Origin of the sequence: Nitrincola nitratireducens, from assembly GCF_000585235.1 — a bacterium.
Classification (GTDB): Bacteria; Pseudomonadota; Gammaproteobacteria; order Pseudomonadales; family Balneatricaceae; genus Nitrincola; species Nitrincola alkalisediminis.
In genome coordinates, this window is sequence record NZ_AONB01000007.1 from 1 (window position 1) to 14,017 (window position 14,017).

Consider the following 14,017-nt stretch of genomic DNA (forward strand, 5'->3'; position numbering starts at 1 on the left):
CTGTTCCCGAGTTAGAGAGTGCTATAAGTTAAGTGATTTGCAAGTCTATTATCTGCCCGGCATCTAAGTGACTTATGGCCCTGTAAACCATGAAGATGCCGTTTGTCCGTCACGGGTTCTATCCGTGGCGGAATTTTTAGCTCAGTGCATCAATCGTTAAAAGACACTGTTTTAGGTGTTTGATCATCAGTGCCATGTCTTCAAATGACGTGCCAGTGAAACCCAAGACAAAGCCTTGTAAAACCTTTGAGGGGATGCATCGTGCATTGGGTGCATAATGTGAAGATAAAGATGAGAGCATAATCTGTTGCTTGAATAGTTCAACCGCAATGTGTTGATCCCAGAATATTGGTCGTTTTTTTTCCAACCAGTCTGTCTTGAAATGAAGCGTAAGATGCATTCCACCTAATGGATTGGTCCAATTAAACCAAATGGTTAGGTTGTCTTCTACAAGTGATACTAGATGATCACGTTTATGTCGATAATGACGCCGCATTCGATTCAAATGACGACCAAACGCTCGGCTGAGCATAAAGTCCTCGAGGGCGGGTTGAGTTGAAAGCGAAACCGTGCCAGCGATAGAGGTTTGCACTTGGCTGATGACGCGACAATGGGGTAGAGGGGCAATGACAAAGCTTAAGCGCAAGCCTCTGAATAGCACTTTAGAAAAGCTTCCCATAAAAAATATGCGATTCATCCTATCCATCTGCATCAGTGGAACGCCGGAGTGTCCTTGATAGACAAACTCATTGTCGTAGTCGTCCTCAATAATCCACAAGGGGTATTGTTCCATCTGTTTAAACCACTCATCACGTCTTTGCGACGACATCGACGTGCCCAGTGGATATTGGCGATTGGGTGTCAATACACACACGGAGGTTTGCTCGGATCTGGGTGGAGGGCGTGTTCCATCGGCATCAATGGGTAAGAAACGCACAGGGGCTTTTAAGCCTTGAAAAGCATTGATGAGCGGAGGATAGGTTGGATTTTCCAGCCAAAAGGTCGCTTTCGGGGCTAGGTGCCTGAGAGTTTGCTGCAGTAAGTGCAAAGAGTCACGGCTACCAGCGGTTAAAAAAACTTGGTCTGCACAGATAGTGAGACCTCGGAGTTGATAAAGATAGTCCGCAATCGCGTGTTTTAGTCTGGGTAAGCCCTGCCAGTACTCACCCTTTAGAACCGATGGATCGGGGTTAAGCCAGCTTCTGCGCATGCTTTTTGCCCACTCCTTGACAGGAAAAACCTCAATGTCGATGCCTGAGTCAAAGCGTTTTGTTTTTAAGGCTGGGCTGGGCGTTGGGCACGGGCGTTCTGGGCTGTGCAGCTGTGAATTCGCCGTTTGCGCAATGAACACGCCTTTTTTGGGCTCGCTCACCAAAATCCCTTCAGCCAGCAATTGATCGTAGCTTGGCTCACCGTGCTACGAGAGATGCCTAATGCCGAGGCTAACGCACGAGAAGAGGGCAGTCGGCTGCCAGTGGTCAAGCGTTGAGACTGCACGGCGGATTTGATTTGATGGATCAACTGCAGGTAGAGCTTACCCTCATCTGGATTGATTGAAAGCGTTAAGCTGCTAAGTGAAGTGTCCATATGAGGTGTCCATTAATCTGGCCTGTATAAAAAAGTAAAAACTGGATATTTTTATACTAGCCAGATCGCCCTAGGATAGCACTATCTTTTTTGAGTGGATGGAGTTCATGCAATGCAATCAAATCTAGCCGTAACAGATAAAACACGCGTAAAGCGGGGGCCAAAGCGTGCCGATTATTCGATTGAGCGCATACATCAGATTATAGATGCGTCTCTGCTGTGCCATGTGTCTCAGTGTGTAGAGGGTCAGCCGTTTATTACACCGACTTGCCACTGGCGTCAGGGGGATTATCTATATTGGCACGGGCATAGTCACGCCCGAAATCTGTCCGTAGGACAGCCTGTTGCCGTTAATATCTGCCAACTCGATGGGTTGGTGATGGCGAGGTCGGCCTTTCATCATTCGATTAATTATCGCTCGGTTACACTGTTTGGCATTCCTGAGCTTGTGACCGACAAACAAGAGCAAACAGAGTCCCTGCGCTGGTTTGTTGATAAAATATCTCCCGAGCGTTGGGCACAGTTAAGACCAATGACTGAAACAGAATTAAAAGCTACAGGGATTGTTCGACTTAAAATCCAAGAGGCATCCTGTAAAGTCAGGGCTGCGCCACCCGTTGACGATGCTGACGATTATGAATGGCCTGTTTGGGCGGGCGTCATTCCGTTAGAAAAACGTTGGGGAAGCATGGAGCAAGACCCGGTGCAATCGGTTGACTATCCAGAACCGAAGTTGTCTGATGCCTTTTAATTGCTGTTGAAAGCTTGGAGTTAAATCAACAATGTGCATCCGTTGCATGGCTGGCTGCGGATGCGCTTATTCTGACTTTCCCGTCCTGTATTTTCTGAGGAAAATTTATGCGGCGAATAGCAGTAGGTAGGTTATGGCTCAATAAGTCATACAATCGTACTAAACAAACATTTGTTCTTGATTTGTGGCGTAATTCATATTACAAAGTGCGACTGTGAATTAACGTCGCACGAACTCAATCAGGGCTTTATCTGGATAATGTGTTGCAGATAAGGGGGTTGGGCTTAAGGAATGCACCGCGTGCGTTATGGATAAACTGGATCATTGGATATGATTGTAATACAAGGAGCGGGGATCGCAGGGCTTACCTTAGCTGCGCTTCTCGAAAAAGCAGGCCAAGAATATTGCGTTGTTGAACGTGCTGAAGTTCTCAATACCATTGGTACGGGCTTGCTGCTGCAACCCAATGCGCAAGCTGTCTTGTCAGAACTGGGCTTATTGCGTGAAATGCTACAGCTCAGCACATGTGTTGAATCAATGAGCTTAGGGGCTTGTCATCGACCCGCTGTGATTCGGTGGGGAAATGACTTTGCCTTAGGTGTTCATCGTGGTGATTTGCACAGTTTGCTGTTGAGTTTGATTCCAGCATCTAAAATTTTTCTATCGACCTCCATCGTCGATTGGAAAGAGCACCCCTTGGGTGTCGAGGTTAAACTCAGTGATCATCAGCGATTGGTCGCAACTCACTTAATTGGCGCAGACGGATTGCGCTCTTCCATTCGTCATACCTGTTATTCCTCACAAGAATATCGATACAGCGGCCAATGGTGCTGGCGAACGGTTATTAACGCCAAACCCTTTGATGATCAGGCCATTGAGTTGTTTAAAGGCAGCTATCGTTTAGGGGCTATTCCGATTGGATGTCAACAGACCTATGTCTATTGGGTAAGCAGTCATTTAGAACAAGACCCCGTTGAGCAGTTTGTTCCAGACCAAACAAGGCTATGCTTGTTTGGTGAAAAAGGAGAGCAGTTGGCTTCACATCTGACCCCTGATTTGCTCTGGCTCTGTCATCCTTTGTGTGATCGTGCTGTTCGTTGGGGGAAGAAAAAGGTGATTTTAATTGGTGATGCTGCACACCCCGTGACTCCTAACTTAGGGCAGGGCGCTGCGTTGGGAATGGAAGATGCGTGGTGTTTGTATCGGTTATTGACTCAAAAACAAGCGAGTGCAGAGGCCTTGAAGCGCATGCGTCATGCTCGCGTTAAGTCTGTGCGTCGACTTTCTTGGTGGGCGGGTAAATTTGCCCATCTTGAAAATCCTGTTGCAGTCAAGCTTCGGGATATCACTCTGCGCTGCGTTCCTGAACAGATGATTGCTAAAACTCAGCTGCGCTTTGCCGAGGGGTTTAGTCAGGGGATGTACCGGATTTAAGTCGAAAGGCGTATTGATACAAAAAAACCGTTGGATTCCTTGAACAAATTTCAATTTCTGGTATTGTTCTGGTCAAATCTTAACCGCTGATTTAATTGCAACTTGCTGGCGGTATATAAATGAGCTAAAGCGCGTTCCGCTTCGTTTACCGCTTGCTCGTCAATTATACCTCCTAGCGTGTTTATATTTTTAGTCGTGTGCGGTGCTTATGTGACTAGGAGGAAACCGATGGAAAGTCTCAATCACGTTTACTTTCAGGCCTATTCAGGGCAGGGCTGTGTATCTCAACGCCAATCGAGCTATCGTATTTTTTTACGCGCGCACCTCAGAGCGGGTGTAAGTGCGGAACTGCATTCCCTTCGTATAGAAGTGACAGATCAACTGCCCAGTCTTGAAGAGTTGGAGTTTGAGCGTCATGTCGAGCCACTGCGTCGTCGCTTTCAGTTGCGCATGGAGCAAGCCTATCAAAATCAAGTGCGTCATGTTGAGGTCGAGATTCAATACTATCCATTTGATGCTGCACAATCGAAAACGAATCCTCCTGTTTCTGCAATGCGGGCCTAGGCCGTCTGTTTTACTGACCCATTTTCTGTGTACGTCTTCCTGAAGGTGCTCAGCGAGCTTTTTATCGCTCTCACATTTGATCGATAAAATTTTAACGCGAAGCCTTGATCAATCGTCATTTATCTATTAATGTATATACAAATATATACATTATGTATTTCGAGTTTTATAACGACTTACAGAGAGATAAAACATGGTTGACCTCAGCGCCTGCGACAGGGTTTGGATTAACGCCACTCTTGCAACCCAAAGCATTGACTCGACAGAGCCCTATGGTGTTCTGAATGACGCTTTAATTGGTGTGCGAGAGGGTCGAATTACCCATATTGAGTCCATGTCCAACCTTGATGTCGAAGCATTGCAAGGACTGGATGTTCAGGATGTGCAAGGTCGCTGGATTACACCGGGTTTGATTGATGCGCACACGCATCTCGTCTATTCAGGCAGCCGTGCTAAAGAGTTTGAAATGCGCTTGCAAGGGGCTACTTATGAAGAAATTGCCAAGGCGGGTGGTGGAATTCTTTCAAGTGTCCAGCACACGCGTGCGGCCAGTTTTGAGCAGTTGCTGACCGAGTCAGTGCCGCGTTTGCAGGCATTAATGGCCGAAGGCGTGACCTGTGTTGAAATTAAGTCAGGTTATGGTCTGGATTTAGAAACAGAGCTCAAGCTTTTGAGAGTGGCACGGCACTTGGCTCAACTCTTCCCTGTACGTATATCAACAACACTGTTAGCCGCCCATGCGCTGCCACCTGAATACAAAGATCGCTCAGATGCGTACATCGATTTTATCTGTGATGAGCTGTTACCTCTAGCCGTTGCCGAAGGTCTCGTTGATGCGGTTGACGTGTTCTGTGAATCCATTGGTTTTAGTGCGGCACAGAGTGAGCGCCTGTTTCAAGCCGCCAACCGTTATGGTTTGGGTATTCATATTCATGCAGAGCAGCTATCCCAGCAGCACGGAGCCGCACTTGCTGCGCGGTATGGGGCTTGGTCGGCTGATCATTTAGAGTGGCTTGACGAAGAGGGTGTTGAGGCCATGAAAGCGGCCAAGACCCAAGCGACGCTGCTGCCAGGCGCCTTTTACTTCCTGCGAGAAACACGCCTGCCGCCGATTGATCTGTTGCGCACGCATCAAGTGCCCATGGTGGTGGCAACGGATCTAAACCCCGGTACATCTCCCTTTGCTTCCTTGCGTTTGGCGATGAATATGGCCTGTACTCTGTTTCGTTTGACGCCAGAAGAAGCCTTGGCGGGGGTTACACGCCACGCAGCGTCGGCACTGGGAATGGGGGAGAGTTTAGGCCAATTACGGCCCGGTTTCTTAGCTGACTTTGTGGTTTGGGATGTGCAGCATCCCGCCGATTTGGCCTATCAATGTGGGGTAAGAGCCGTGTATCAGCGTATTTTTAATGGGGAGATTAGCCATGCATGAGTCCTTTATGAAAGATGCATGGTCTGGGCGTATCGATCGTGAAGAAGTGCCTGAGCTGTCACTGCGCTTGCATCAATGTGTTCAGCCATTTGCACCCTCAGGGCAGACTTCCTCTGAAGGCGTTGTCGTCATCGGCTTTTGTTCAGATGAGGGCGTGAAGCGAAACCAAGGGCGCGTTGGAGCCGCGCACGCGCCAAATCAGTTGCGTCGTTTTTTGAGTCAATTGCCTTGGCAAACCAACCTGCCTGTATACGATGCAGGTAACATCGACTGCCAGGATGGGCAATTGGAAGCGGCACACCTGGCCTTGGCCGAGCAGGTCGCTCTTGTGTTAGCGCATCGAGGCTTTCCGTTTATTCTAGGGGGCGGGCATGAAGTGGCCTATGGTTCTTGGCTAGGTTTAGTGACCCATCTTGAGCGTTCAATCGCCGATCATTCTGTGCGACCTACAATCGGCATTATCAATTTTGATGCGCATTTTGACTTGCGAAAAGCCGAGCAGAGCAGTTCGGGCACGCCTTTTTATCAAATCGCCGAGGCCTGTAACGCACGGAATATCGATTTTCATTATGCCTGTTTTGGTGTGAGTGAAACGGCCAATACGCTAGCGCTCTTCGAACGGGCGGAGGCATTAAACGTATGCGTGCGTAAGGATAAAGCCCTGACGCTGCTGGATCTGCCCTCCGCTCGTGCGCAATTGGCAAGCTTCATGGAGGCTTGCGATCTGATTTATTTAACCATTGATTTGGATGTCTTTCCGGCAGCCGTCGCACCAGGGGTGAGTGCGCCTGCACCACGCGGTGTGAGTCTTGAGGTTATCGAGTCGTTAATCGACGAGATTAAAGCAACAGGCAAGCTTGCCGTGGCAGACATCGCTGAATACAACCCTACCTATGATATCGACAACCACACAGCGCGTGTTGCGGCACGTCTGTTTTACACTATAACAAGAGGATAAGGCTAATGAACGCAAATCGACATGACCCCTCCCGTGTCATCAAAGCGCCTGTTGGGACAGAGCGTCAATGTAAAAGTTGGTTAACTGAAGCCGCGTTGCGCATGTTAATGAATAACTTGCATCCAGATGTCGCAGAGCGTCCTGAGGACTTGGTTGTGTATGGTGGTATTGGCCGTGCCGCACGTGATTGGGAATGCTTTGATAAAATTGTCGAGGTGCTAAAGCGCTTGGAAGACGATCAAACGCTGTTGGTGCAATCGGGCAAACCCGTTGGCGTGTTCCAAACTCACGCAGATGCACCGCGTGTCTTGATTGCCAACTCTAACCTTGTGCCACATTGGGCCACTTGGGAGCACTTCAACGAGTTGGATCGCAAGGGGCTGATGATGTACGGTCAGATGACGGCCGGCTCCTGGATCTACATAGGCTCACAAGGATAGTGCAAGGCACTTACGAGACCTTTGTCGCCATGGCTAAGCAGCATTATCAAGGCGACACACAAGGTCGTTGGGTGTTAACAGGTGGACTCGGAGGCATGGGCGGCGCTCAACCTTTGGCGGCGACCATGGCGGGTTTCCATTGCATTGCAGTTGAGTGTGATGAAACCCGAATCGACTTTAGAATCAGAACAGGCTATGTCGATAAAAAAGCCTATTCACTTGATGAAGCCTTGCAGCAACTTGAGGAAGCCAAACAATCCGGTGTTCCTACCTCTATCGGGCTTTTAGGTAACTGCGCGGATATCTATCCCGAAATTGTTGAGCGTAACCTCATCCCTGATGTTGTGACCGATCAGACCAGTGCCCATGATCCGCTGAATGGCTATTTGCCAAAAGGTTGGACCTTGGAGCAAGCAAAGGCGTTGAGAGAAACCGATCCAAAAGCGGTTGTCGATGCGGCCAAAGAGTCGATGGCGATTCAAGTCAGAGCCATGCTGGCCTTGCAAGCAAAAGGTGCACCCACCACTGACTATGGCAACAACATCCGTCAAATGGCCTTTGAAAAAGGCGTGGAGAATGCATTTGATTTCCCAGGGTTTGTGCCTGCGTATATTCGTCCTTTGTTCTGTCAAGGAATAGGGCCTTTCCGTTGGGCTGCTTTGTCTGGCGATCCTGAAGATATTTATAAAACCGACCAAAAAGTGAAGGAGTTGATCCCAGACGATCCACACTTGCACAATTGGTTGGATATGGCACGCGAGCGCATTTCTTTTCAGGGCGTTCCTGCACGTATTTGCTGGGTAGGGTTAAAAGACCGTGCACGCTTGGCACTGGCCTTTAATGAAATGGTCAAAACAGGCGAGTTAAAGGCGCCCATCGTGATCGGTCGTGACCATCTGGACTCAGGATCGGTTGCCAGTCCAAACCGTGAAACCGAATCAATGCTTGATGGGTCAGATGCTGTATCCGATTGGCCGTTGCTAAATGCGCTGTTGAATACGGCTGGTGGTGCCACCTGGGTTTCGTTGCACCATGGTGGTGGTGTTGGGATGGGCTTCAGTCAGCATTCGGGTGTTGTGATCGTGGCGGACGGAACAGATGCTGCGCATCGCCGTTTAGCTCGGGTTTTACGCAACGACCCAGGCACGGGCGTGATGCGTCATGCCGATGCTGGCTACGACATTGCTAAACAGTGCGCGCGGGAACAAGGGCTCGATCTGCCCATGTTGAACGATTAAGTCTAAGGCAGAGAGGGTGGTTTTCCCTCTCTTAGATAACCGAATAGGATAGAGACACCATGTTTAACTTAATGATTCAACCTGGAAAAATGACGTTGGCCGATTTGCGCCGCGTTAACCTTGAGCCTGTAAAACTGTCACTTGACCCCAGCTGTCGCGAGCTGATTGATCAAAGCCATGCCGCTGTTCAGCGGGTCATCGCTGAGGATCGTGTGGTTTATGGTATCAATACGGGGTTTGGTTTGCTGGCCAACACCCGCATCGAACCCAAAGACTTGGAGCTTTTGCAGCGCAGTATCGTTTTATCCCATGCGGCTGGCACCGGTAACATGATGGACGACTCTACGGTGCGTCTGATGATGGTCCTCAAAATCAACTCCTTGGCAAGAGGTTTCTCTGGCATTCGCAATGAGGTGATTGATGCGTTGATTCAGTTGGTCAATGCTGAAGTCTACCCCTGTGTTCCACAAAAAGGATCGGTGGGCGCGTCGGGGGATTTAGCACCCTTGGCACACATGAGCACTGTTTTATTGGGTGAGGGGGAAGTGCATTATCAAGGTCGCCGCATGAGTGGCGCGGAAGGCTTGGCAATTGCAGGGTTAAGTCCAATCACCCTTGCGCCCAAAGAAGGGTTGGCGCTGTTAAATGGCACACAAGCCTCGACCGCTTTTGCCTTGCAAGGCCTGTTTGCGGGAGAGGATTTGTTTGCCGCCGCTATTGTGGCGGGAGCCTTCTCAGTTGAGGCGGCATTGGGCAGTCGCCGTCCTTTCGATGCCCGCATCCACGAGGTCAGAGGCCATCAAGAACAAATTGATACGGCCGCTGCCTACCGTTATTTGTTGGGTGAGTCGTCAGATGTGGGCAACTCCCATACCCAGTGTGAAAAAGTGCAAGACCCGTATTCATTGCGTTGCCAGCCGCAAGTCATGGGTGCCTGTTTGCAGCAAATTCGTCACTCAGCTCGGGTATTGTTGACCGAAGCGAACGCTGTCTCTGATAATCCGCTGGTGTTTGCTGATCAGAATGAATTTATCTCTGGCGGTAATTTCCACGCCGAGCCCGTGGCGATGGCGGCGGATAACTTGGCACTGGCCTTGGCTGAAATCGGTGCGTTATCCGAGCGACGCATGGCGCTTTTGATTGACACGCATTTAAGCAAGTTGCCGCCGTTTTTGGTCAACAATGGCGGTGTTAACTCAGGTTTTATGATTGCGCAGGTTACGGCAGCCGCACTGGCATCCGAAAACAAGAGCATGGCGCATCCGGCTTCTGTTGATAGCATGCCGACCTCGGCGAATCAGGAAGACCATGTGTCAATGGCAACCTTTGCCGGACGTCGCTTGATTGAAATGGCCGACAACACCAGCGGAATACTGGCCATTGAAATGCTGTCGGCAGCTCAAGGGTTGGATTTCCGTGCCCCCTTAAAATCGAGCGAGCTCATTGAGTCTGCAAAAGCCGTGCTGCGTGATCAGGTGAGCTTCTACGATAAAGATCGCTACTTTGCCCCTGATATTGAAAAAGCCAAGCAATTGGTCAAGCAGGGTGCATTTAATGGCTACGCAACCCCCGGTTTGCTGCCAAGCTTTTAAGTCAGCGCTTATATCCAAGCGAGGTGGGTGTGCTATGGCATGCCCGCCTTTCTGTATGTCTGAGACGTCTGTCGCAATTGTTTAAGAGGGGTATTGTCTTTACAATTTGAGCCCTTCGTTAAGTGGGATGAACTTGAGTGGATAGACAGCCGCGTTATCAGCAGATTAGACAATACATATCGGATGCTATTCGAGCTAAGCAGTTTGTGTCCGGTGATCGAATCCCCACAGAGGCCGCGTTGCAGGCTCAGTTCTCTGTCAGTCGTATGACTGTCAACAAGGCATTAAGGGATTTGGTGCAAGAAGGGCTGTTGGTGCGTTATCCAGGGCTGGGGACCTTTGTGTCAGATGCTAAGGCCGAGTCGCCTTTAACCGACATACGCAACATTGCCGAGGAGGTTCAACTAAGGGGACATGTCTACTCCTGTGACGTGATAAAACTTGAGGCAGTGTTGGCCTCTGAGTGGGTGGCCATGCGCTTGGGTGTTATGGCAGGGAGCCGCGTTTACCATTCCTTAATACTTCATAAAGAAAACTCAGTCCCGATCCAGCTTGAAGACCGCTATGTGTCGGCCGATCTTGTGCCCCATTATTTAGCGCAAGATTTTTTAGCGCAAACCCCCAATCAGTATCTGTCGGCCACCTGTCCAGCAACCGATATTGAGCATATCGTTGAAGCGGTCTTGCCAGATGAAAAGGTGCGGGCGTATCTGCAGGTGGACGCAACAATGCCATGCCTGCAAGTGAGCCGTCGGACTTGGTCGGGCGAGCGTTTGATCAGCTTTGCACTGTTGACGCACCCAGGCTCCAGTTATAAATTGCGCTCAGTGGTTCGGTTGGGCAAGGACTGAGCTCGTCTAACCGTTCAGTCACGGCTAGGGTGGTGAATCTGTTCAATGAACGATAAATTGCCATGCTTACATGTTAAACTTTAATCCTTGTGCTGTGTCACAGTCACATACATCCGTATAACCCCATTTATTTTCAATGCGTCAGGGAGATCGCCATTATGTTAGAAAATGAAGTCACGCGCCTAGTCATTAAGCGTCATCCGTTCATTTACTTAGCGGGTTTAGTGCGTCTGTTTATTGCGATAGGGCTCTATTTGTTGTCGCAAAACGCCAACAGTGCACAGCCTTTTTGGGATAAATGGGCGGTCATTGAGTGGTACCGTGATACCGTGAGTGAGTACTTTGGTGCTGGCTTTGGCATACCCGCGCTCTGGGTGAGTCTTGCGATCTTGGCCGTCGCTGTTTGGTTTTTTATAAAAGCCATTGCCAAGTTGTTGCACCCGCTGACCCTAAGGGATGAGGTGACAAGCCATCGGTTGACGAGCCGTTCGGGGTTGCTGTTTCAACGTAAGCAGGAGTTGTATCTGCGCGCAGTTGATGGCGTTTTGTTGGAGCAAAGCTTAATAGGAAAGCTAATGAATACGGGAACACTGAAGGTGATAGGTCGCGGTGATAGTTCAATTACCTTGACGTATGTGTTGTATTGCGATGAAACAAAAGACGCTTTTGATCATTTGCTGCTCAAGGAAGCGCCGATTTAATCCTCTTCTGGGCCTGTTCTGGCTCACTTCTATTTGATCTCTATGAAATAATCCTATCAAAGCCCAGATTCTCCTGGGCTTTTTTGCTTTTTCGTTAAAAATTAGGTAAGTTAAATAAGTGTTTTGCAATGCAATGTATTGTGAGGCTTGATATTAACGAAACCTAAGGTTGGCGAGTGAGCATAAAACTCGAAGTTAAACATCTATACAAAGTCTTTGGTGATGAGCCAGCAAAAGCCATCGAAATGGCAAAACAAGGCATGGGTAAAGACGAGATTTTCACCAAAACGGGCATGGCGCTCGGCGTAAAGGATGTCTCTCTCCAAATACATACGGGCGAAATTTTCGTCATTATGGGCTTGTCTGGTTCAGGAAAATCCACTCTGGTACGTTTGCTTAACCGTCTGATAGAGCCCAGCGCGGGCCAAGTGCTGCTTGATGGTGACGATATTGCCGCCATGTCTGACGAGGCGTTGCGTAACGTTCGACTCAAAAAAATCAGCATGGTGTTTCAGTCCTTTGCACTGATGCCGCATTTGTCTGTCTTGGAAAACACAGCGTTTGGTTTGGAGCTTGCAGGTATTCCGGTTAGCGAGCGCCATGAAAAAGCCCTGCAGGCTTTGCAGCAGGTCGGGCTCGAGGCGCATCAGCATGCGTATCCTGATGAGTTGTCGGGTGGAATGCAGCAGCGCGTAGGGTTGGCACGTGCGTTGGCAATCGACCCGGAAGTACTATTGATGGACGAAGCCTTTTCGGCACTGGACCCACTGATTCGCACAGGTATGCAGGATGAGTTGGTTCAACTGCAAGCCAAGTATCAGCGCACCATTGTCTTTATTTCGCATGATTTGGATGAAGCCATGCGCATAGGGGATCGAATCGCCATTATGCAGGGTGGCGAGGTGGTTCAGGTCGGAACCCCTGATGATATCTTGCATAATCCTGCGAATGATTATGTTCGATCCTTTTTCCAAGGGGTGAATGTGTCGCAGGTGTTTACCGCCAAAGACATTTGCCGTCGCAAGCAATCGACCATTATCCGCAAAACCCTCGAAGGCGGTGTCGCGGCGGCGATTGCACAATTACAAGAAGCAGATCGAGACTTCGGTTATGTCGTGGATAAAGAGGGGCGTTTTGAAGGTATTGTCAGCCTTGCCTCCCTTTGGTCGGCTGAAAAATCAGGTAAGTCACTCATGGCTGCGTGTTTATTGGATTTGCCCACTGTTAACGCCGACGCGTCATTAAGTGAAATTATTTCCGTTATTGCGCAAGCACCCTGTGCCGTGCCAGTTGTCGATGATCACCAACAATACCTAGGTCTGATTACCCGAGCGCAGTTATTGCAGGCGCTGGATAGAGAAGAGGGCACGAATCCATGACCACCACTACCGAAACTGCAGATCCTTGGTCAAGCTCAGCACCTCCGGCAGACAGATCCATGGCCTCAGACCCTTGGGGGAATGCCCCCAGTGCGGATGCGCAAGCGTCTGGGTCAAGCTGGTTGACTGCATCCAGCGAGCAGGCACCCATCACCAATACATGGCTTGATCCCTTCCAGGTGGAATGGTTTGATTTGCGCGGCATCGTGAACACGGGTGTGAAGCACCTCGTCGAAAATTTTCGAGGGTTTTTTGATGTTGCAAAGCAGCCTGTTGATTGGATGCTTGAAATTTTCACGCTCGCGCTGACCAGTGCCCATCCATTTGTGGTGATTGCGCTCTTTGCACTGGTGTGTTGGCAGGTGTCTGGCTGGCGCTTGGCGCTGGGCGGCATTGTGTCCTTGGTGTTTTTGGGTGCCATGAGTGTCTGGGATGAGTCCATGATCACCCTGGCCTTGGTGCTGACCTCCGTTTTCTTCTGTCTTTTGATTGGGATTCCTACAGGAATCTTAATGTCACGCAGTGAAGGTTTCGCGCGTGCGTTGCGGCCGATTTTGGATGCGATGCAGACCACGCCTGCTTTTGTGTATTTGGTGCCCATTGTCATGCTGTTTGGTATTGGGCGCGTGCCGGGCGTCATCGTCACCATTATCTTTGCCATGCCGCCGCTTATTCGCTTAACCCATTTAGGTATTAAGCAGGTGCCGGCCGACTTGATTGAGGCCTCGCGGGCATTTGGCGCCAGTCGTCGTCAAATTCTTTACCGTGTGCAATTGCCTTTGGCCGTGCCCACAATCATGGCGGGGGTGAATCAAACCCTGATGCTGTCGTTATCGATGGTGGTTATTGCGTCGATGATTGCCGTGCCGGGTTTGGGCTTAATGGTATTGCGGGGCATAGGTCGACTGGATGTTGGTCTTGCGACGGTGGGTGGACTCGGAATCGTTATGTTGGCCATCCTGCTGGATCGCATGACACAGTCTCTCGGACGAGACGCGCGTGAGCGCGGAACACGACACTGGTATGAATCAGGCCCTATCGGTTGGATTTATCGCCAATTCAAAACCCAGTCTAAAAACTAGGTATTATC

General features: G+C 49.7%; 12 protein-coding genes and 1 pseudogene. 11 read left to right on the forward strand and 2 right to left on the reverse strand.

Translation table 11 applies throughout. The features are described 5' to 3' along the window. Positions 1 to 136 precede the first annotated feature (136 nt). Positions 137 to 1,372 carry an aminotransferase-like domain-containing protein gene (locus D791_RS07800; RefSeq protein ID WP_036509934.1) on the reverse strand — a complete coding sequence of 412 codons (1,236 nt, stop codon included), beginning with the start codon at positions 1,370 to 1,372 and terminating at the stop codon, positions 137 to 139. Continuing rightward, entirely contained in the window at positions 1,369 to 1,587 is a 219-nt protein-coding gene (locus tag D791_RS07805; RefSeq protein ID WP_036509937.1) for a GntR family transcriptional regulator, read from the reverse strand. The genes D791_RS07800 and D791_RS07805 overlap by 4 nt, the downstream gene beginning before the upstream one ends. Before the next feature lie 112 nt (positions 1,588 to 1,699). Between D791_RS07805 and D791_RS07810 the strand changes: the two genes are divergently transcribed. The 11 genes and pseudogenes from D791_RS07810 to proW all read left to right on the forward strand — a co-directional run bounded on the left by D791_RS07810 (position 1,700) and on the right by proW (position 14,009). Continuing rightward, the gene (locus D791_RS07810) at positions 1,700 to 2,338 is read left to right on the forward strand and encodes a pyridoxamine 5'-phosphate oxidase family protein (protein ID WP_036509939.1); all 639 of its coding nucleotides are present in this window, start codon (positions 1,700 to 1,702) and stop codon (positions 2,336 to 2,338) included. Between the two features lie 330 nt (positions 2,339 to 2,668). Continuing rightward, complete coding sequence (locus D791_RS07815) at positions 2,669 to 3,772, forward strand: FAD-dependent monooxygenase (protein WP_036509942.1); 1,104 nt, start codon at positions 2,669 to 2,671, stop codon at positions 3,770 to 3,772. Positions 3,773 to 4,000: 228 nt separating this feature from the next. Beyond that, entirely contained in the window at positions 4,001 to 4,336 is a 336-nt protein-coding gene (locus tag D791_RS07820; protein WP_036509945.1) for a hypothetical protein, read from the forward strand. Positions 4,337 to 4,529: 193 nt separating this feature from the next. After that, positions 4,530 to 5,768, forward strand: a complete 1,239-nt coding sequence (hutI, locus tag D791_RS07825) for an imidazolonepropionase (RefSeq protein WP_036509948.1) — start codon at positions 4,530 to 4,532, stop codon at positions 5,766 to 5,768. Next, positions 5,761 to 6,726: a formimidoylglutamase gene (hutG, locus tag D791_RS07830; protein ID WP_036509951.1), complete on the forward strand. Its 966-nt coding sequence runs from the start codon at positions 5,761 to 5,763 to the stop codon at positions 6,724 to 6,726. The genes hutI and hutG overlap by 8 nt, the downstream gene beginning before the upstream one ends. 5 nt (positions 6,727 to 6,731) lie before the next feature. Beyond that, positions 6,732 to 8,404 (forward strand): annotated as a pseudogene (gene hutU, locus D791_RS07835) (urocanate hydratase). Positions 8,405 to 8,463: 59 nt separating this feature from the next. Beyond that, the gene (gene hutH, locus D791_RS07840) at positions 8,464 to 9,996 is read left to right on the forward strand and encodes a histidine ammonia-lyase (RefSeq protein WP_036509953.1); all 1,533 of its coding nucleotides are present in this window, start codon (positions 8,464 to 8,466) and stop codon (positions 9,994 to 9,996) included. Between the two features lie 137 nt (positions 9,997 to 10,133). After that, a complete protein-coding gene (gene hutC / locus D791_RS07845; RefSeq protein WP_036509956.1) occupies positions 10,134 to 10,847 on the forward strand; it encodes a histidine utilization repressor in 714 nt (237 codons plus the stop codon). Positions 10,848 to 11,005: 158 nt separating this feature from the next. Beyond that, positions 11,006 to 11,548, forward strand: a complete 543-nt coding sequence (locus D791_RS07850) for a PH domain-containing protein (RefSeq protein WP_036509959.1) — start codon at positions 11,006 to 11,008, stop codon at positions 11,546 to 11,548. A gap of 176 nt (positions 11,549 to 11,724) precedes the next feature. After that, positions 11,725 to 12,927: a glycine betaine/L-proline ABC transporter ATP-binding protein ProV gene (gene proV / locus D791_RS07855; RefSeq protein ID WP_036509962.1), complete on the forward strand. Its 1,203-nt coding sequence runs from the start codon at positions 11,725 to 11,727 to the stop codon at positions 12,925 to 12,927. Beyond that, a complete protein-coding gene (proW, locus tag D791_RS07860; protein WP_036509965.1) occupies positions 12,924 to 14,009 on the forward strand; it encodes a glycine betaine/L-proline ABC transporter permease ProW in 1,086 nt (361 codons plus the stop codon). Before proV ends, proW begins: the two co-directional genes overlap by 4 nt. Positions 14,010 to 14,017: the final 8 nt, after the last annotated feature.